General features: G+C 45.8%; 15 protein-coding genes. 6 read left to right on the top strand and 9 right to left on the bottom strand.

Annotated features, from left to right (window positions below):
* Nucleotides 1-11: 11 nt before the first annotated feature.
* Nucleotides 12-1,061 (bottom strand): AraC family transcriptional regulator, encoded by a 1,050-nt coding sequence (locus tag FIU99_RS11050; protein ID WP_006962901.1) that lies wholly within the window; start codon nucleotides 1,059-1,061, stop codon nucleotides 12-14.
* A 175-nt stretch (nucleotides 1,062-1,236) separates the two neighbouring features.
* Here FIU99_RS11050 and FIU99_RS11045 point away from each other — a divergent pair, with 175 nt between their 5' ends.
* Together FIU99_RS11045 and FIU99_RS11040 are read left to right on the top strand one after the other, a co-directional pair.
* Entirely contained in the window at nucleotides 1,237-2,715 is a 1,479-nt protein-coding gene (locus tag FIU99_RS11045; RefSeq protein ID WP_006962900.1) for a coniferyl aldehyde dehydrogenase, read from the top strand.
* A 98-nt stretch (nucleotides 2,716-2,813) separates the two neighbouring features.
* Nucleotides 2,814-4,448, top strand: a complete 1,635-nt coding sequence (locus FIU99_RS11040) for a GMC family oxidoreductase (protein ID WP_006962899.1) — start codon at nucleotides 2,814-2,816, stop codon at nucleotides 4,446-4,448.
* Between the two features lie 60 nt (nucleotides 4,449-4,508).
* On the opposite strand, the gene FIU99_RS11035 is transcribed toward FIU99_RS11040, so the two are convergent.
* The 6 genes from FIU99_RS11035 to FIU99_RS11010 form a co-directional block, all read right to left on the bottom strand.
* The gene (locus FIU99_RS11035) at nucleotides 4,509-5,498 is read right to left on the bottom strand and encodes an alpha-L-glutamate ligase-like protein (RefSeq protein ID WP_006962898.1); all 990 of its coding nucleotides are present in this window, start codon (nucleotides 5,496-5,498) and stop codon (nucleotides 4,509-4,511) included.
* Nucleotides 5,499-5,501: 3 nt separating this feature from the next.
* Nucleotides 5,502-7,007, bottom strand: coding sequence for an inactive transglutaminase family protein (locus tag FIU99_RS11030; RefSeq protein WP_006962897.1), 1,506 nt, complete (start codon nucleotides 7,005-7,007; stop codon nucleotides 5,502-5,504).
* 8 nt (nucleotides 7,008-7,015) lie between these two features.
* A complete protein-coding gene (locus tag FIU99_RS11025; RefSeq protein ID WP_006962895.1) occupies nucleotides 7,016-7,762 on the bottom strand; it encodes an ATP-dependent zinc protease in 747 nt (248 codons plus the stop codon).
* Nucleotides 7,763-7,978: 216 nt separating this feature from the next.
* A complete protein-coding gene (cmoB, locus tag FIU99_RS11020; RefSeq protein ID WP_006962894.1) occupies nucleotides 7,979-8,959 on the bottom strand; it encodes a tRNA 5-methoxyuridine(34)/uridine 5-oxyacetic acid(34) synthase CmoB in 981 nt (326 codons plus the stop codon).
* Between the two features lie 65 nt (nucleotides 8,960-9,024).
* A complete protein-coding gene (gene cmoA, locus FIU99_RS11015) occupies nucleotides 9,025-9,762 on the bottom strand; it encodes a carboxy-S-adenosyl-L-methionine synthase CmoA (protein WP_019275892.1) in 738 nt (245 codons plus the stop codon).
* 93 nt (nucleotides 9,763-9,855) lie between these two features.
* A complete protein-coding gene (locus FIU99_RS11010; RefSeq protein WP_152472277.1) occupies nucleotides 9,856-10,722 on the bottom strand; it encodes a DUF72 domain-containing protein in 867 nt (288 codons plus the stop codon).
* Nucleotides 10,723-10,998: 276 nt separating this feature from the next.
* On the opposite strand from FIU99_RS11010, the gene aspS reads away from it, so the two are divergent.
* A complete protein-coding gene (gene aspS / locus FIU99_RS11005) occupies nucleotides 10,999-12,777 on the top strand; it encodes an aspartate--tRNA ligase (RefSeq protein WP_006962888.1) in 1,779 nt (592 codons plus the stop codon).
* A gap of 79 nt (nucleotides 12,778-12,856) precedes the next feature.
* Here aspS and FIU99_RS11000 read toward each other — a convergent pair whose 3' ends face one another.
* Complete coding sequence (locus FIU99_RS11000; protein ID WP_039952555.1) at nucleotides 12,857-13,549, bottom strand: pseudouridine synthase; 693 nt, start codon at nucleotides 13,547-13,549, stop codon at nucleotides 12,857-12,859.
* 302 nt (nucleotides 13,550-13,851) lie between these two features.
* Here FIU99_RS11000 and FIU99_RS10995 point away from each other — a divergent pair, with 302 nt between their 5' ends.
* Entirely contained in the window at nucleotides 13,852-16,077 is a 2,226-nt protein-coding gene (locus FIU99_RS10995) for an NADP-dependent isocitrate dehydrogenase (protein ID WP_006962884.1), read from the top strand.
* A 94-nt stretch (nucleotides 16,078-16,171) separates the two neighbouring features.
* On the opposite strand, the gene cspD is transcribed toward FIU99_RS10995, so the two are convergent.
* The gene (cspD, locus tag FIU99_RS10990) at nucleotides 16,172-16,393 is read right to left on the bottom strand and encodes a cold shock domain-containing protein CspD (protein ID WP_006962882.1); all 222 of its coding nucleotides are present in this window, start codon (nucleotides 16,391-16,393) and stop codon (nucleotides 16,172-16,174) included.
* A gap of 464 nt (nucleotides 16,394-16,857) precedes the next feature.
* Between cspD and clpS the strand changes: the two genes are divergently transcribed.
* A complete protein-coding gene (gene clpS, locus FIU99_RS10985; RefSeq protein ID WP_006962880.1) occupies nucleotides 16,858-17,178 on the top strand; it encodes an ATP-dependent Clp protease adapter ClpS in 321 nt (106 codons plus the stop codon).
* Between the two features lie 42 nt (nucleotides 17,179-17,220).
* Nucleotides 17,221-19,494, top strand: coding sequence for an ATP-dependent Clp protease ATP-binding subunit ClpA (clpA, locus tag FIU99_RS10980; RefSeq protein ID WP_006962878.1), 2,274 nt, complete (start codon nucleotides 17,221-17,223; stop codon nucleotides 19,492-19,494).
* Nucleotides 19,495-19,515 lie beyond the last annotated feature (21 nt).

Below are 19,515 nucleotides of genomic sequence, written 5' to 3'. Positions count from 1 at the left end.
TACCCGCTGAGTTAGCGGGTATTTTTTTGTTTAGCGTCAGCGGCTTGGTTACGAAACGCTTTCGGTGAGCAGCCATTCCATTTGCGAAACGCATGGCGGAAATTTGCACTGTCTGAGAAGCCTACCCGCTCAGAAATTTCTTCGATATTTAAACCTGTTGAAACAAGGTAATATTTTGCGAGGTGGAAGCGGACGTGATCCAATATTTGTTGATAGCCCGTTTGTTCGGCCTTGAGGTGGCGACGTAATGTACGAGATGACATTCCTAGCTCAGAAGAGAGCGCTTCAATCGAGGGGTAGCGACCAGGCCGCTCAATGAATATCTGAGTGATTTTTTCTTTCAAATTTGGCGTACTGCTCACTTTAGCCAACATCTCGTCACAGGACTTTAAGCACATCTGTAGCGTCATTGCGTTCGCTGACGGCAGAGGGTTGTGTAATTGGCTAGCGTCAAATTCCCATTCCAGCTCTTGGCTATCAAATTCAATTTGGCAGCGAAACAGCTCGTTATATAAGTCTCCATACTCTGGCTTCGGGTAAGGAAACTTAAGTACATGGGAAGGAAATGGTTGTTGCATTACCTCTTCACACAGATTCTGAATGGTAGCAAACCAGTACTCGCAGCAAAAAGGAAGCAGCGAATCGAGCTCGATAAGTTGCTCTGCGCGAAAATAACCGTGATTTTGTTCAATCCACATTTTCTTTCTTAGTACGGGGCCGGCAAGACGCAGATATTTGAAGCCAAGTAGCAAGGCATCGAGTAGCGTGCTGCTGCTAAAAGCCGCATAACCAAGAACACCAAAGTCACTGAAACGCGCTTGTTGACCTATTTTTAAACCCAGAGCAGGCTCGTTTGACAGGTTTGTCGCATTACTAAAAATGATTAGCTTCTGAGCGAGGGTGATATGTGTGTCTGGAGAGTAGAGTTCCGCAAGTGATATACCACTGCCTTTAAGCAGATCTTCGACTGGAATCTGATGCTCCAGATATCTAGTTAACAGCTGTACATCTAGGATACCAAAAGCCTGCATATCGGGTTCATAAACCGCACTATACTCCATTTTCCTTTCTTCCCTTTCCCTTACACATTGTCAGCTTGAGGATACTTTATAGCCTAAGGATGTCTTTAGATCTGTTATTTGTGTCCGAATTTCACCGCTTTATGTCTCTCTACCACCTGTGCGTCATGTTAGCAAAATGTTGTAATAAGGTATTGGGACATGCGAGGTCACTTAGATGAATACGATGGCAACACACTTAGCCGACAGCGATACACTGGCGTCTGACGCTTCAGTAAGTGAGCTGACAACTTGGTTCAATGAGCTTCAATTGGCATACCAAAATGAACCATTGCCAAGTTTGAGCGTCAGGAAGCAACGCTTAAGAGCACTTAAGCAACAGTTATCTCGATATCAAGATGTTCTCGCTGATGCGATGAGTGAAGACTTTGGTGGCCGTAGTCATACCGAGTCGATTATGGCGGATGTCCTAGCCCCGATACTGGATATCAATCATGTCTTAAGCCACATTGGACGCTGGATGAAACCGAGCCGTCGCCCTACGGAGTGGCTATTCAAAGGCAATAGGCTTGAGGTGAGATATCAGCCCAAAGGAGTGGTTGGTATTATCTGCCCATGGAACTTCCCAATTTACCTTTCTGTTGGTCCGCTGGTTACTGCTTTAGCCGCGGGCAATCGATGCATGATAAAAATGCCCCCGAACTGCCCAGCAGTGACGAGAGTATTGACGAAGTTATTGAGCGAGATTTATTCAACCGACTTGGTCCGCGTCGTAGAGGGTAGCCATCCACAAGCGATGGATATTTCGAGTCTTCCATTTAACCATCTTGTTTTTACCGGCTCACCGAAGAGCGGCAAAGTTATCATGGCTAATGCGGCTAAGAATCTTACTCCGGTGACGTTGGAGCTAGGGGGCAAGTCTCCGGTTATTGTTTTTGATGACTTTGATATTGAGCTTGCTGCTCAACGTGTGGCTCATGGCAAAGCATTTAACTCTGGGCAGATATGTATCGCGCCAGATTATGCGTTTGTCCCCGAAGACAAAGTGGAGCGGTTTGTCACTGCCGTGTCCCATGCGCACAAAGCAATGTACAAATCGATTCGAGGTAATCATGACTATACCTCTCTAATCGATGATGCACAGGCGCAACGTTTCCAAGAATTGTTAGAGGATGCTCGCCACAAAGGAGCGGTCATAACGCAATGTTCAGAGGATGGAGAGGGACGCAAGACGCCCTTGTTCATCGCCACCCAACTAACGCCTGAGATGCGTATCTGCCAGGAAGAGATTTTTGGTCCACTGCTTCCGGTGCACGGCTATCAGAATTTGGAGCAAGTCACTGATTACATTAATCAGCGTCCAAGACCTCTCGCGTGTTATCTATTTAGTCATGATCAGCAACAGCGCGAAGCGTTACTGGCTCGAACACACAGTGGTGGCGTGACGATCAATGACTGGGGATGGCATGTGCTGAATCATTCAGTGCCATTCGGCGGGGTTGGCAATTCTGGAATCGGCAATTATCACGGGGAAGAAGGCTTTCGTGAACTTAGCCACGCGCGCAGTGTGTTGCAGATGCGTCGGTGGTTTCCAATCGCTTTGTTTACGCCGCCCTATGGAAATCCGATTCAGAAACTGGCGGTTCGATGGTTTGTTGGAAAACCTGATCCTGCACTCAAAGAACAAGCCAAATAGATTCGCAGGGCAGTCTGCACATCCAAGTGCGTACTTGTGCGAATAGGGGCGTTTCCCCACTTCTATATGCCCCTGAATTTGTGCTGAGGAATTAACTGATGGACAGCTATGATTTTATTATTGTCGGTGGAGGTTCTGCCGGGTGCGTGTTAGCGGCCCGCTTATCTGAAGATCCCACTATCAGCGTATGCCTATTAGAAGCTGGTGGTAAAGATACCAGTCCCTTTATTCATACTCCTGTCGGAATGGTCGCAATGATGCCGACTAAACACAATAACTGGGGTTTTGAGACGGTTCCACAGAAAGGCCTCAACGGGCGCAAAGGCTATCAGCCACGTGGTAAAACACTGGGTGGTTCAAGTTCGATCAACGCCATGATGTACGCACGCGGGCATCGCTATGACTATGATTTGTGGTCAAGTTTAGGCAATGTCGGATGGAGCTATGACGAGTGTTTGCCTTACTTCAAAAAGGCTGAACATAACGAAGTCCACCAGGATGAATTTCACGGCCAAGGTGGACCGCTGAATGTCACTGATCTACGTTGCCCAAGTGAGATGCTTGAGAAGTACCTACAGGCATGTGAGTCTATTGGTATACCGCGAAATAAGGACATCAATGGCGTTGAGCAACTCGGCGCGATGGCAACTCAAGTGACTCAGCTCAATGGTGAGCGTTGTAGTGCGGCTAAAGCGTACCTGACTCCCAATTTGTCTCGTCCTAATCTTACCGTTGTAACTAAAGCTACAACTCATAAAGTCCTGTTTCGTGATAAGCAAGCTATTGGTGTGGAGTATGGCTTAGCAGGAAAGCGCTTTCAGATTAAGTGCCGAAAAGAAGTCATTCTTTCTGCTGGGGCATTTGGTTCGCCACAAATCTTGCTGCTATCCGGTGTTGGACCTAAAGAAGAGCTGGATAAACACGGTATTTACCAGGTCCATGAACTCGCGGGGGTGGGTGAGAATCTGCAAGATCATATTGATCTGATCCATTCCTATACATGTAATGCCAAGCGCTCGACTTTTGGTATTTCATTACAAATGGCCGTAGATATAGGTAAAGCGATCCCCCAATGGCGACGCCATCGGAGCGGGAAGTTAACAAGTAACTACGCAGAGGGAATTGGGTTCTTTTGTTCTGATGATGAAGTACAAGTTCCCGATCTTGAATTTGTCTTTGTTGTCGCTGTTGTTGATGACCACGCGCGGAAAATCCATCTGAGTCATGGCTTCAGCAGCCACGTCACCTTGCTGAGACCCAAGAGCAAAGGGACAGTCAAGCTTAGAAGTGCAGACCCGTATGATTCACCAAGCATTGACCCTGCATTTTTCAGCCACCCCGATGATATGTCGGTGATGATTAAGGCGTGGAAAAAGCAGCATCGGATGCTAGAAAATGAGGTGTTTGATGATGTGCGAGGAGACAGTTTTTACCCCGTTGATGTGAGTGATGATAGTGCGATTGAGCAGGACATTCGAAACCGTGCTGACACTCAATATCATCCGGTCGGAACTTGCAAAATGGGAACAGAGCAAGATGCATTGGCTGTGGTAGACAGTAATCTTTCCGTCTATGGGATTGAGGGCTTAAGAGTTGTTGATGCCTCAATTATGCCCACTTTGGTAGGTGGCAATACCAATGCACCAACAATAATGATTGCCGAAAAAGTGGCAGATAAGATCAAGTTAAAATACGGTTTGTGCAAGGAGCACGCTAGTGTGAATTTGGCTTGATAGTTTTACTTCAGCGATTAAAAAACCCGCATGTCGCGGGTTTTGAGTTATTGAAAGCTTTTAGCTTGTCACTTCATTGGCGAATATACCAAACTGCTTGGCCGCATAAGCGACGCGTTCTTCTGCGCTTGGATAAACTCTTGGTGAGCCAAGGTTTTCTATATGATGCAGTCTAGGCAGTAGCCCAGCGCCATTGGCGATTTGGATAGCTAAGCCCGGACGTGCGTTTAGCTCAAGCACCATAGGCCCTTCTTCTTTATCCAGAACCATGTCAGTGCCCATGTAGCCCAAGCCTGTCATTTCCCATGCACTCGAAGCCAATGTTAACAAGCGTTCCCAATGAGGTACTTGCAGCGTAGCGAGTTCTTTACCTGTATCGGGGTGATGCGTAACGGGTTGATCGAATTGTACGGCTCTCACTGCACGACCTGTCGCGATATCAATACCGACACCTACCGCACCTTGGTGTAAATTTGCTTTACCATCAGAGGCGGCAGTGGAACAGCGCATCATTGCCATGACAGGGTAGCCCTTAAAAACAATGATTCGCACATCGGGTACACCTTCGTAGCTGAACCCGTCGAAGCAGTCATCAAACTTAATCAGGTTTTCAACAACAGCAACATCGTTTTTACCACCTAGCGAAAAAAGACCCGCCAGTGCGTTACTAATATGGCGTTCAACGTCTTCTTGGTTGATCGTAGCGCCAGACGGTTTGGTGTAGATACCGTCCTTGTGAGAGGTGATAACCAAGATGCCTTTACCACCACTTCCTTGAGCGGGCTTAATAACGAAGCCAGGCCAGTCTTTGACCATCTTATGAATGGTTTTGACTTCCACTTGGCTACTGATCACGCCAATTAACTCAGGTGTCGTGGCACCATGCTGCTGAGCAATGATTTTCGTTTTAAGCTTGTCATCTACCAACGGGTATTTTGAGCGATCATTGTAACGACCAATGTAGCTGTGGTTACGTTGATTCATGCCCATAATACCTTTATGGCGAAGCTTATCTGGCGATGTAAACTGCGAAGTTAAACGTGTCAGCATCGTTTAGTCCTCCGCTAGTGGTTTAAAGCGACGTAGCTCTGTTAGACGGTAACCCGTGTAAGTACCAAGTAGCAGAATACCTGCCAGAACAATCAGCTGAAGACCAATAAAGTTGAAAGTCAGGTGCTGAATGTAAGTGCTGGTCATCGCTAGGTAAACCAGTACGGCCGTTGCTAATGAACCTCCGCCTTGCAGCATAACCTCTTTAGCGCCTTCTTCTTCCCATAGAATCGACATACGTTCGATGGTCCAAGAAAGGATGATCATCGGGAAGAAGGTAATCGACAGACCCTCTGTCAAACCAATCTTAAACGCGACTACCGTGAAGACCGAGATGATCATGATGACCGTGATAATCACTGCAGAAATCCGAGCGACTAACAGCAAGTTTAGCCTTGAGAGATAACTTCGTATTACCAGACCGGTACCGACAATCAGCAAGAAGCCGACAATACCAGTGACAAGCTGAGTCTGAACGAAGGCAACCGCAATCAGGACTGGCATGAAGGTACCGGAGGTTTTCAGGCCAATGATGACACGTAGGAACACCACAATAAGTGCACCAATCGGAATCAGCATGATGGTTTTAAACATCGCCTGCTCTTCAAGTGGTAAACTATGGATAGAGAAGTTAAGTAGACCGTCTGCTTCAACTTTGTCCAGAGTCGCCTGTTTTGGTGAGACTTCCTGAGCGATCATCGAGAAGTGAACTTGGCTGTTTTGGCCGCCGATGATATCAAGCAGTGATACATTGGACTCATCCCAGACTAGGATGTTCTCAGCGATGACTTGATTAGCGTTCTGAGGATTAAACAGAATCCACTCTTTACCATTCCATACTTGGTTCATCTGCTGAATAGTCTGACGTCGACGGCCATCTTCTAACTCGATGACACCAACCACTTTGCTTGGTATTTGAGCGTGAGCAAGGATTTTATCGACCGCTTCCACTTTGGACATTTTGTTCAGCAATAGAGCAGCGTTTTGGCTATCTGAATCGTTAAGGATTTTGATCAGTTCACGAGTGAACGTGATGTCATCAGCAGAGCGTTTGTTGGCGCGTTCAATTAAAGAGATCGCCGCGGCTTCTGTCGGACCGTCAAAGGTTGGTGGGGTGATATCTTGATCTGGCTTGAGTGGTTCGACTTTCGCCTGAGGATCCACAAGGAATTGCGCTTTGTAGTAGATAGTTTGTGCGCCTACTGCGTGGCGAATTGACCACTCAGCTCTTCTCCCAGTTTCAGTATTAACGTATGAAACGCCGTAGCCTGGTGATGAAGAAGATTCACTGATCAGCGTGAACCCGTTTTGAGTATGTGGTGCGGCTAGTGACGCCTTAACAGGTTTAGCCTGAGCATTAAACTCGACACGGGCTTCAATATCCCAAACTTGACGGGTTTCTCCCGGTGTCCAAGGAACGCCATAAGTCTGATGCCTGAACATACTTAAAGCGATGCCTGCAATAATAAGCAGGACGACCGATATATAAAAAGGGACTTTAGACGTCATAAGCTACCTTATTGTATTTGTTCGTTTTTCGTTTGGATGTATTGTTTACTGACATCCACCACTGCAATATCTCGGATAAATTCACGACCCAATAACACAGGATGGGTCATCTGAGAACGATCTGCCAAAGTGAACTGTGTTTTTTCGTGAATCTTGCCCAATCTTACCCACAATTCTACGACCGCGCGGCGTTCCATTTTATCGCTTGTTGCTTGTCGTATTTTCACAAAGCGGATGATAGGGGCTTCAATCCAATTCGTGTCATCTAACGCGGTTTCACCATCTGATAAGTGAAAACGAACCCAATTCTTGCCATTACGCTCGAATTCTTCGATGTTTACGGCATTGAGTGAAGACGTGGCTGCACCGGTATCGATGCGAGTGTCAAATGCCTGCTTGATAGAATCTATGGTCACTTTTTCAATCTCACCTAACACAACGTCTTGAGTCGGTGCAGCTTGAACTTGGACTTGAGTAGGCACCAGTACTGGTTCGCGCTTTTTCTTTACTTCGGCCATGGCTTCGTATTTGAACTTCATCAGCTCTTTATCCAGCATGTCGACCTTAGATTGTAGATTTTCAATGTGTTCGGCTTGATCGCTTACCTGACTCTCTAAACGAGTAAATTTTTGTGTGAGATTTGTTTCTGAAGATTGAATCGCTGCAAGGGTTTCCTGATGGTATTGCTCACTGTTGGTGAGCGTGCAGCCTGAAAGTAAGGCAATCGCAATGACCGGAGTCAATTTGGTAAACATTGAAAATCCTGAATTAGATTAAGTTGTTTATAAATTAGGAGTTTAGATCATTACTCGTTGGTCTCACAAGGCACATTGCCCTGATAGATTGTATTGAGTATTGATTAGTGATGCACTGCAAAAAAATAGGACGCAGTCAGCATCCTAAATTTTAGAGTCTTTTAGTGTTTAGATTAAGTATTTGAAGTACCTAAAAAGTTAGGAGTCTGTCAATAATTAATCATAATTAGGTTTTTTGGCGACAAGTACTGCTCGACGAGGTGCCGGATGACCTTCCACTGTTTTGCTTGGGTCGTTGGCATCAAGATAGTCTGGCAGGGAATTGTGCGTCATCCAGTCAGTTGTGCGCTGCTCATCGACAGAAGTGACGTTTTCGTCAACGATGCGAACATCCTCAAATCCTACTTGCTCTAGCCACACTTTGAGGGCTTTTGAAGAAGGGAAGAAGTAGACATTACGCATTTGAGCATAGCGGTCAACTGGTACAAGCACGGAAGTTTCATCACCTTCAATGACTAACGTTTCCAAAATCAACTCACCACCCGCCACAAGCTGATCTTTAAGTTGAATCAAGTGGTCGAGTGGAGAGCGGCGGTGGTATAGCACGCCCATGCTGAACACAGTATCAAATGCTTCAAGTTTCGGTAGCTGTTCGATACCCAGTGGCAGCAAATGCGCACGTTGGTTATCGCCCATTAGCTTGCGTACTGCTTCAAACTGAATCAGGAATAAATGTGATGGGTCAATACCTACACACAATCGCGCGCCTTCGCCCAGCATTCGCCACATGTGGTAACCGTTGCCACAGCCAACATCAAGGACACTGCGATTCTTAAGTGGTGAGATGTGTGGTAGCACGCGATCCCATTTCCAATCGCTGCGCCACTCTGTATCAATGTGAATGCCGTGCAGATGATATGGGCCTTTACGCCAAGGGTGGAACGTACGGAGCAAGTTTTCTAGCTTTTTCAGCTCACCAGTATGGAACGGAGTATCGTTCGCAATAGTGACAGAGTGCTTCAGATCAACCTGATCAGGTGAACCTTCAGGGATTTTGTTGAGTGCTTTTAGCCAGCGACCAAAATCACCGTGCTCTGCGTTTTGCCAATCGGTTAGCTGCTGAGGTAAAACATTAAGCCATGGCTGAAGGCGCGTATCCGTGGCAATTAACTGATAAAAATTGGCAAAGTTAAACATAGTTTTTCACTGATAATAAATTAAACAATTTAGCCCAACATACTGAGCGAACGACTCATTTTTCGCTACTTTATCGCGAACATTGAACCAAAGTTGAAACATTGGAACCAGACATCGAAGCTACTAAAGCCGATTTCGGCAAAACGCTCTTTGTGTTCCTTTTTCGAATCAGGGCGCATGACGTTTTCAATCGCACTGCGCTTCTGGCTGATTTCCAATTCGCTATAACCGTTGGCGCGCTTAAAGTCATGATGAAGGTCGATGAGCAGTTCATTAGACACTTGATCTTCAAACACATACTTTTCTGACAAGATCAAAATGCCCCCCGGACGCAGACCCGCATAGATTTTCTCCAGCAAAGTATACCTATCCTGAGGTGAAAGAAACTGCAGCGTGAAATTGAGTACCACGACAGAAGCGTTTTGGATTTCGATATTGCGAATGTCTGCTTCCACCACATCCACAGGTGTATCGCTGCGGTAAGCATTGACGTGCAGTTTACAACGCTCAACCATGGCGGACGAGTTGTCGACTGCAATGATTTGGCAACCTTCCTGCTGAATATGACGACGCATGGATAACGTCGCGGCACCGAGTGAGCAGCCAAGATCGTAAATGTTTGAATGCGGTTTAACGAACCTTTCGGCCAACATGCCAATGGCAGAGATGATATTACTGTACCCAGGAACAGATCGCTGAATCATATCAGGAAAGACTTCTGCAACACGCTCATCAAACGTGAAGTCTCCTATTTTATCGATAGGAGCGGAAAACATCGTATCTGGATTGCTCTTAGGATTCATAATCGATTCTCTGACAAGTTTCGCAGTGGCATCAAAAAAGGCGCGTATTTTATGAGAAAATCGCGCTCGTGTCATGTGTTGAGACAATTCTACTCAGAACATCTGTAACTGCGAATTGCCATCATTTGCCGGGAATGCTGATAAGTCAGGCAATTGAGTATTGTTTTGCAGCATTTTGTACAAATTACCCGCAAGTTCTGGCGCAATAATATTGTCGGCGGTATGAATCATTACATAAGGTTGCTTACCTTCGGCTATCCACTCTGGTAGCTTTTTCAGCCAAGGGGTGAAAAAAGCGTAGTTTTCAGACTCCGTTGGATGACCGATAAAGCGAATCATGGGGTGTGAGGCTGTGGCGATAGCGTGTACTGGGACTTTAGGTTTCTTTTGCTGTGCATCAATGATGGCTTCATTGTCCGGTTTTGCTGCAAACACAGGCCGGCTATCCATGATGATCCGGTCGTAGCCTTTCTCGTGCAGCCACTGGTTCAATTGACGCTCTTCTTCACCTTTAGCGAAAAAAGCGGGGTGTCGAACTTCAACGCCAATAGGGAAGTTTGGTGGGAATAAATCGCAGAATCTTTGCAGGTCGCTGAGATGTTCTGGGCCAAAAGCCGCTGGCAACTGAATGGTCCACTGGCCGATGCGGTCATGCAAAGGTGCCATGATTTGCATGAACTCATTGAGTGGCCCTTGACTGCCTCGTAGCATTTGTTGGTGAGTGATCGCTTTTGGCAGCTTAAAAGTGAATTTGAAATCATCATGCGTCGCAGCTCGCCAGTTCTGCACGGTTGAAACACTTGGTGTGGCGTAGAATGTCGTATTCCCTTCGACAGTATGGAAAACCTGAGCGTACTTTTCTAGCCTTTCGGCGGGCTTGGTGCCACTACCGTAGAAGCTTTGTTGCCAGTTGTTGTGAGACCACATGGTCAAGCCAAGTCTTAGGGGGAATCCATCCATATTGAGCCATCTCTACCTTTAACGCTTAACCACTTTACGAGAGTTTTGAAGAGAACGGTACTTTCAAGCTATAATCAGCGCCAATTTTTTCTGATTGATGTGGTTTTGCTCTTTTATTGCGCTAAAAAGCATCAAAACTAGATAAATAGCAATAAATTGTATTCTGAGTAGTCGATTTTGAATGACTTTCAGCGTATAAATGGATCTTTGCGCTATCAGCTAGGAAAACGCTGATATCGAGTAATTAACGAATTTAAAGAGATTGGGAAATTCATTATGCGTACCCATTACTGTGGTCACCTGAACAAGTCCCTTGCAGGACAAACTGTAGAACTTTGCGGCTGGGTTAACCGTCGTCGTGATTTAGGCGGTCTTATTTTTATCGATATGCGAGATCGTGAAGGCGTCGTTCAGGTAGTTGTTGATCCAGATATGGCAGATGCGTATGAAGTAGCTAACACACTTCGTAATGAATTCTGTATCAAGCTAACTGGTGAAGTTCGTGTTCGCCCAGATAGCCAAGTAAACAAAGATATGGCGACGGGTGAAGTTGAGATCATCGCGAAAGGTCTTGAAATCATCAACCGTGCGGACGTTCTGCCACTAGACTTTAACCAGAAGAACTCTGAAGAGCAGCGTCTAAAGTACCGTTATCTAGATCTTCGTCGCCCTGAAATGAGCGATCGCATCAAGCTACGTGCTAAAGCTTCTAGCTTTGTTCGTCGTTTCCTAGATGACAATGGTTTCCTAGACATTGAGACTCCAGTTCTAACTAAAGCGACGCCAGAAGGCGCACGTGACTACTTAGTACCAAGCCGCGTTCACAAAGGTTCGTTCTACGCGCTACCTCAGTCTCCGCAGCTATTCAAACAGCTGCTAATGATGTCTGGTTTTGACCGTTACTACCAAATCGTTAAGTGCTTCCGTGATGAAGACTTACGTGCTGACCGTCAACCAGAATTCACTCAGATCGATATCGAAACGTCTTTCATGACGGCTGATGAAGTTCGTGCTACGACCGAGAAAATGGTTCGCGATATGTGGCAAGAGCTACTAAACGTAGACCTAGGACAATTCCCAGTGATGCCTTTCTCTGAAGCGATTCGTCGTTTCGGTTCTGACAAGCCAGATCTACGTAACCCACTAGAGCTAGTAGATGTTGCTGACCTAGTAAAAGACGTTGAGTTCAAAGTATTCTCTGGTCCAGCAAACGATGAGAAAGGTCGCGTTGCAGTGATTCGCGTACCAGGTGGTGCTTCTCTAACTCGTAAGCAGATTGATGGTTACGGTGAGTTCGTTGGCATCTACGGTGCGAAAGGTCTGGCATGGATGAAGGTTAACGACCGTGCAGCAGGCATGGAAGGTATCCAATCTCCAGTGGCTAAATTCCTAAATGAAGATGTGATTAACGGTATTCTGGATCGCACTCAAGCTGAATCTGGCGACATCATTCTATTCGGTGCAGATAAAGCGAACACAGTTGCAGAAGCAATGGGTGCACTGCGTCTGAAACTGGGTAAAGACCTTGAACTAACAGACGAGAACGCATGGGCTCCGCTATGGGTTGTTGACTTCCCAATGTTCGAAGAAGACGATGAAGGCAACCTGCACGCAATGCACCACCCATTCACTTCTCCATTAGGTGTGAATGCTGAAGAATTGAAAGCAAACCCAGCAGCAGCGAACTCAAATGCTTACGATATGGTTATCAACGGCTACGAAGTTGGTGGTGGCTCTGTTCGTATTCACAACGCAGAAATGCAGGCAGCGGTGTTTGATATTCTAGGCATCGATGCAGAAGAACAGCAGCTTAAGTTTGGCTTCCTACTTGACGCTTTGAAATTTGGTACGCCTCCACATGCAGGTCTTGCATTCGGCCTAGACCGTCTGGTTATGCTGCTATGTGGTACGGAGAACATCCGTGACGTTATCGCGTTCCCTAAAACAACAGCGGCGGCGTGTCTACTTACCGATGCACCAAGTGTTGCAAACCCAGCAGCACTTGAAGAGCTTGCGATTGCAGTAACGGCTGCAAAAGAGAAAGACGCAGAATAAGCTTTTCGCTGATAGTGAATATAAACGGCGCTTCAATTGAAGCGCCGTTTTTGTATGTGCGGAGTAATCGTGTCTGTAATTAGATCAGGATTTCTTTCCATTCACCTGGCTGTAATTCACCTAGCTTAATATCGCCCATTGAATATCGAATTAGACGTAGAGTTGGGAAGCCAATATTAGCGGTCATGCGGCGAACCTGACGGTTTCTTCCTTCGATAATGGTGATTGCCAGCCAAGTCGTTGGAATATTGGCCCTAAAGCGAACAGGAGGGGTGCGTTCCCATACATTGGGTTCTGCCATCACTTCAACTTTTGCGGGTAGAGTCATGCCATCTTTAAGCTCAACACCCTTCCTCAACTTATCGAGATCAGACTCTGAAGGTGCTCCGTCAACTTGCACCCAATACGTTTTCGGTGACTTAGATTTTGGTTGAGTCAGCTTGGCCTGCAGTATGCCATCATTAGTCAGTACCATTAGGCCTTCGCTATCTCTGTCTAATCTTCCAGCGGCATAGACATCTTTTACTGGGATAAAGTCAGCGAGTGTTTTTCGGCCTTCACCATCAGTAAATTGGCTCAGAGTATCAAATGGTTTATTAAACACGATCACCTTGCGATCTTCAGGGGCTACTTTAGGTTTAGTACTCGCCGGTTTTTTACGGTTCTTTGATGAATGATGTTTGGTTTTATTGGTCGAAGTCGAGTGTTTAAAACCGGGTTTACGCGAACGAGAGGAAGGCGTGGAGGACTCACGGCGTGAGCGTGGCGACATGTTAACTACCTTGCAAAAATGTAAACGAAGTGTGGGCGAAAATTTTCAAAACCATCCATTTTAGGCTATGATGTGCGCGCCCGAAAACAGGATTGGTGCACAAGATAATAGACTATTCTTCCGATTTTGTTTAATTATAAAAGTACAGTTCTCACGGATCTTACGCTTAAGCAAACGTAAGGAAAAAACAAAAGAGACAATAAATCGCAAACAAGTGAGGGGATGACAATTCAACTTGTTGGCGGACACACAACCCAAAGCCGTTCATCCGACGGACTTTGTAAGAACAATAGGGAAATTTCATGCCTACAGAAAAACCTACAATTATTTACACCATCACTGATGAAGCTCCTGCACTAGCAACGTATTCACTGCTACCAATCATTCAGTCTTTCACGGCTTCATCTGGTATTGATGTTGATACTCGTGATATCTCTCTAGCTGGGCGTATTATTGCAAACTTCCCAGAGCATTTGACTGAAGAGCAACGCATTGGTGACGCACTGGCTGAGCTAGGTGAGCTAGCAAAAACACCTGAAGCTAACATCATCAAACTTCCAAACATTTCTGCTTCTATCCCACAGCTTAAAGCAGCAATCAAAGAACTTCAGGACAAGGGCTACAATCTACCTAACTACCCTGAAGAGCCAAGCACGTATGAAGAAGAAGCTATCAAAGCGACTTACGACAAAATCAAAGGTAGTGCAGTAAACCCTGTACTGCGTGAAGGTAACTCAGACCGTCGTGCGCCACTGTCGGTTAAGAATTACGCGAAGAAAAACCCTCATTCAATGGGTGCGTGGTCAAAAGATTCTAAGTCCCATGTATCAAGCATGTCTGGTAACGATTTCTTTGGTAGCGAAAAGTCTCACACTGTAGAAGGTGCGACCGAGGTTAAGATCGAATTCACTGCGGCTGACGGTACAGTTAAAGAGCTTAAAGCACCATTCGCTCTTCAAGACCAAGAAATCATTGATTGTTCAGTAATGAACAAAAAAGCATTAGTAGAGTTCTTTGAAAAAGAAATTGCTGATGCGAAACAGCAAGATGTTCTTCTATCGCTTCACATGAAAGCGACCATGATGAAAGTGTCTGACCCAGTGATCTTCGGTCACGCGGTTAAAGTTTACTACAAAGATGTGTTTGCTAAGTACGGTGACGTATTTGATCAACTGGGCGTAGATGTGAACAACGGTATTGGCGATGTTTACGCTAAGATTGCCTCTCTACCAGCTGCTCAAAAAGAAGAAATCGAAGCTGCGCTGCAAGCTGTTTACGAAACCCAACCACCGCTAGCTATGGTTGATTCAGATCGTGGTATCACTAACCTTCACGTGCCAAGTGACATCATTGTTGATGCTTCTATGCCTGCAATGCTGCGTTCTTCTGGCCAAATGTGGGGCCCAGATGGTAAGCAGAAAGACACCAAAGCGATGATTCCTGATCGTAGCTACGCAAGCATCTATCAAGCGGTTATCGATTTCTGTAAAGAAAACGGTGCGTTTGACCCAACGACAATGGGTAGTGTGCCAAACGTAGGCCTAATGGCTCAGAAAGCGGAAGAGTACGGTTCTCACGATAAAACGTTCATTCTTGACCAAGCGGGCACAATCCGTGTTGTTGACGCTGCTGGTGCAGTGCTACTAGAGCAAGCGGTTGAGGAAGGCGATATCTTCCGTATGTGCCAGGTGAAAGACGCTCCGATTCAAGACTGGGTGAAACTGGCGGTAACACGTGCTCGCGCAACAGGTGTACCAGCGGTGTTCTGGTTAGATGAGAATCGTGCACACGACGCTCAGCTGATCAAGAAGGTGAATGCTTACCTACCTAACCACGATACAGCAGGTCTAGAAATCAAGATCCTAGCACCACTGGATGCATGTAAGTTCTCGCTAGAGCGCATCAAAGAAGGTCAGGATACTATTTCTGTAACAGGTAACGTACTGCGTGATTACCTAACGGACTTGTTCCCGATTCTAGAGCTTGGTACGTCAGCTAAAATGCTTTCAATTGTGCCACTAATGAATGGCGGTGGTCTGTTTGAAACTGGAGCGGGTGGTTCGGCACCTAAGCACGTTCAACAGGTTGAGAAAGAAAACCACCTACGTTGGGATTCTCTTGGTGAATTCCTTGCACTAGCGGCTTCTCTAGAGCACCTAAGTACAGTGACTGGCAATGCTAAAGCTCAGGTACTGGCTGATGCACTAGACAAAGCAACCGGTGAATTCTTGGATAACAACAAGTCACCTTCGCGTAAAGTCGGCGAGTTGGACAACCGTGGTAGCCATTACTACCTAGCAACCTACTGGGCGCAAGCGCTAGCAGCTCAAACTGCTGATGCAGACCTTGCTGCAGAGTTTGCTCCTGTTGCTGAAGCACTATCTTCAAAAGAAGACGCGATCGTTGCTGAGCTTAACGGCGCGCAGGGCGTGGCAGGTGAACTAGGTGGTTACTACGCACCTGAGTTTGACAAAGCTGCACCGCTGATGCGTCCAAGCGCAACATTAAACGCTATCATTAATGGCTAATTAGTCATTTTGAAATTGAAAAACCCGCCAAGTGGCGGGTTTTTTTATTTCTCTATTACGACACTTTAGATGTCGAATGTTGTTTGGCAGCGTATTATTTAATGGCTTGAGCTTCTACTGGTACCACAGAACTTGCGTGATACCCTTTAGGACCTTCTTCCACTTCAAATGTGACTTGTTGGCCTGCTTTCAGAGTACGATACCCATCCATTTTGATTGTGGAGTAGTGCGCGAAGACATCACCGTCTTCACCCTCCGGACAGATAAAACCAAATCCTTTGGCATTGTTAAACCATTTTACTGTACCTGTAGCCATGCTATACATCCCTCATGCATATTGTTACTGAAGTTGTGTGATTACACGATGATTCCGTGTGTAAACAAAAAGTGAATATCCATTCAGCCGCTGCCAAATTTTGAGTCACTATTTGACCAATGTAGCCAATGATTGAGTTCAGTCAATAGGAAAAACGTATCACACTCAACATATTTGCAAACAAATCACTTTTAAGATTTACATTTTTGCAACGAATTTCAGCGTAATCCGGTCTGTTGTATTTATGCCCTGAATGGTTTTTGGTGTCTTTTTAATCAATTAGATAGAGAATGCTGTTTGATAGAAATCTTTTATTTGCAGCGATACAATTGCTGCATTAGTCTCTAAGTAAGGGCACAAATTTGCTTGGCTCAATTTGTTCTTACTTATAAGAGCTAAATCGATAACTTCCGCACAGTGAAGTGGTAAAATTATCTTAAGCAACTTTCTAAACACGATTAGTCATGAGCAAGCAATTTGAATGGGTCACTCCAGACTCTGATTTACTGGAGCTAGAAAAAACAAAAGTAAAGCCGCCGTCCATGTATAACGTTGTTTTGAATAACGATGATTACACACCAATGGACTTTGTGATTGAAATCCTAGAGCGTTTTTTCTCTATGGATATAGACAAGGCAACACAAGTGATGCTCAAAGTGCATTACGAAGGCAAAGCGATATGTGGCACGTTCACTGCCGAAGTCGCGGAAACCAAAGTAGCGCAAGTCACTATGTATTCTCAAGAAAACGAGCATCCTTTGCTTTGTACAATGGAGCAAGCGTAAAGCTGAATCAAGCAACCCAAGTTGCTGCCAAAGGAGGTACTTATGCTGAATAAAGAGTTAGAGTCGAGTCTAAACGGCGCATTCTCCCGCGCTAGAGACAAACGACATGAGTTCATGACTGTCGAGCACCTCCTGCTAGCATTGTTGGAAAACGATGCTGCAAGGGAAGCCCTTCTTGCCTGTCAGGCAGATATCGATGCATTAAGAAGCGAGTTAGATATCTTCATTGATCAGACAACTCCTCTTATCCCTGAAAATGATGAAACTCGCGAAACCCAACCTACATTAAGTTTTCAACGTGTCCTGCAGCGCGCGGTGTTCCACGTGCAGTCTTCAGGACGCAGTGAAGTAACAGGCGCCAATGTTTTGGTCGCTATCTTTAGTGAACAAGAGTCTCATGCGGCTTATCTTCTGAAGAAGAATGATATTAGCCGTCTGGATATCGTTAACTTTATTTCACACGGTATTACCAAAGCATCAAGCTCAGGTGATGACTCTTCTTCATCTGACTCTTTCAGTAGCAGTGACAGTACTGAAGAAGCAGGTTCGGAAGAGCGCCTAGAGAGTTTTGCTTCCAACTTGAACCAGCTTGCTAAGCAAGGCCAGATTGATCCACTGATCGGTCGCGACAAAGAGCTAGAAAGAACTATTCAAGTATTGTGTCGCCGCCGCAAAAACAATCCACTTCTAGTGGGTGAAGCGGGCGTCGGTAAGACAGCCATTGCTGAAGGTTTGGCGTGGAGAATTGTTGAAGGGCAAGTCCCTGAAATTATTAAGAATAGTGTAATTTATTCTCTGGATATTGGTTCGCTACTGGCTGGCACCAAGTATCGTGGTGATTTTGAAAAACGTTTCAAAGCCATTCTTAAGCAACTAGAGAAAGAAGACGACGCGATTCTTTTCATTGATGAGATCCATACCATTATTGGTGCTGGTGCAGCATCTGGTGGTCAAGTTGACGCTGCTAACCTGATTAAGCCTCTGCTAAGTAGCGGTAAATTGCGTTGTATCGGTTCAACCACGTATCAGGAATACAGCAACATCTTTGAAAAAGAACGTGCCCTGTCTCGCCGTTTCCAGAAGATTGATATTGTTGAACCATCGCTTGATGACACAACGAAAATCCTGATGGGTCTGAAACCTAAGTATGAAGCTCACCATGAGGTGCGCTACACCAACAAAGCACTTCGTGCTGCGGTAGAGCTTTCGGCGAAATACATCAACGAGCGCCATTTACCAGATAAAGCCATTGACGTGATTGACGAGGCTGGTGCTCGCCATCGTCTAGCGCCTGCGAGCCGTCGTAAGAAAACAGTTGGTGTTGCCGACATTGAGGCGATGGTAGCGAAAATGGCTCGTATTCCTGAAAAGTCTGTGTCTTCTTCCGATAAAGAGATTCTTCAGAATTTGGATGAGAAGATGAAGATGCTGGTATTTGGTCAGGATGACGCCATTGACGTTCTGAGCGAAGCCATCAAGCTAACACGTGCTGGTCTTGGTGCTGATAACAAACCTGTGGGGTCATTCTTGTTTGCAGGCCCAACTGGGGTGGGTAAAACGGAAGTCACCGTTCAGCTGTCTAAACTGATGGGTATTGAACTACTTCGTTTCGATATGTCTGAATATGGCGAACGCCATTCTGTGAGCCGCTTGATTGGTGCGCCACCGGGGTATGTTGGTTACGATCAAGGTGGTTTGTTAACCGACGCGGTAATCAAACATCCGCACTCTGTTGTACTTCTGGACGAAATTGAAAAAGCTCACCCAGATATCTTTAACCTGCTTCTTCAGGTTATGGATAATGGTACCTTGACGGATAATAATGGTCGTAAAGCGGATTTCCGTAACGTCATTCTTGTGATGACAACCAACGCTGGCGTTCAGGAAACGGTCAAGAAATCCATCGGCCTGATCCAGCAGGATCACAGCCACGATGCGATATCAGAGATCAAGAAGGTGTTCACGCCTGAGTTCCGTAACCGTCTGGACAACATTATCTGGTTTAACAGCCTTGATGAACATGTTATCCATCAAGTGGTTGATAAATTTATTGTTGAACTTCAAGCGCAGCTGGATGCGCGTGGTGTATCACTAGAAGTATCGGATGATGCACGCCATTGGTTAGCACTGAAAGGTTACGACAAGGCGATGGGTGCGCGTCCTATGGGACGTGTTATTCAAGAACAACTGAAGAAACCTCTTGCCAATGAGCTGCTGTTCGGTACGTTGGTTGACGGCGGCACCGTGAAAGTCAATCTGAAGAAAGATGAGCTTAAGTTTAAGTACTTAAGTGAAAAAGAGGCGGCTGTACACTAAGTCGTGTGTTTAATGAAAAAG

It is taken from the genome of Vibrio sp. THAF64 (genome assembly GCF_009363455.1).
In the GTDB taxonomy this organism is placed as follows: Bacteria; Pseudomonadota; Gammaproteobacteria; order Enterobacterales; family Vibrionaceae; genus Vibrio; species Vibrio coralliilyticus.
The sequence above is the reverse complement of the archived record's forward strand: the minus strand, read 5'-3'. Positions and strand labels throughout refer to the sequence as shown.

Excerpts from the sequence above, each read along its gene's own strand:
- FIU99_RS11050 (WP_006962901.1), bottom strand. The coding sequence starts at position 1,061 with ATGGAGTATAGTGCGGTTTATGAACCCGATATGCAGGCTTTTGGTATC.
- FIU99_RS11045 (WP_006962900.1), top strand. The coding sequence starts at position 1,237 with ATGAATACGATGGCAACACACTTAGCCGACAGCGATACACTGGCGTCT.
- FIU99_RS11040 (WP_006962899.1), top strand. The coding sequence starts at position 2,814 with ATGGACAGCTATGATTTTATTATTGTCGGTGGAGGTTCTGCCGGGTGC.
- FIU99_RS11035 (WP_006962898.1), bottom strand. The coding sequence starts at position 5,498 with ATGCTGACACGTTTAACTTCGCAGTTTACATCGCCAGATAAGCTTCGC.
- FIU99_RS11030 (WP_006962897.1), bottom strand. The coding sequence starts at position 7,007 with ATGACGTCTAAAGTCCCTTTTTATATATCGGTCGTCCTGCTTATTATT.
- FIU99_RS11025 (WP_006962895.1), bottom strand. The coding sequence starts at position 7,762 with ATGTTTACCAAATTGACTCCGGTCATTGCGATTGCCTTACTTTCAGGC.
- cmoB (WP_006962894.1), bottom strand. The coding sequence starts at position 8,959 with ATGTTTAACTTTGCCAATTTTTATCAGTTAATTGCCACGGATACGCGC.
- cmoA (WP_019275892.1), bottom strand. The coding sequence starts at position 9,762 with ATGAATCCTAAGAGCAATCCAGATACGATGTTTTCCGCTCCTATCGAT.
- FIU99_RS11010 (WP_152472277.1), bottom strand. The coding sequence starts at position 10,722 with ATGGATGGATTCCCCCTAAGACTTGGCTTGACCATGTGGTCTCACAAC.
- aspS (WP_006962888.1), top strand. The coding sequence starts at position 10,999 with ATGCGTACCCATTACTGTGGTCACCTGAACAAGTCCCTTGCAGGACAA.
- FIU99_RS11000 (WP_039952555.1), bottom strand. The coding sequence starts at position 13,549 with ATGTCGCCACGCTCACGCCGTGAGTCCTCCACGCCTTCCTCTCGTTCG.
- FIU99_RS10995 (WP_006962884.1), top strand. The coding sequence starts at position 13,852 with ATGCCTACAGAAAAACCTACAATTATTTACACCATCACTGATGAAGCT.
- cspD (WP_006962882.1), bottom strand. The coding sequence starts at position 16,393 with ATGGCTACAGGTACAGTAAAATGGTTTAACAATGCCAAAGGATTTGGT.
- clpS (WP_006962880.1), top strand. The coding sequence starts at position 16,858 with ATGAGCAAGCAATTTGAATGGGTCACTCCAGACTCTGATTTACTGGAG.
- clpA (WP_006962878.1), top strand. The coding sequence starts at position 17,221 with ATGCTGAATAAAGAGTTAGAGTCGAGTCTAAACGGCGCATTCTCCCGC.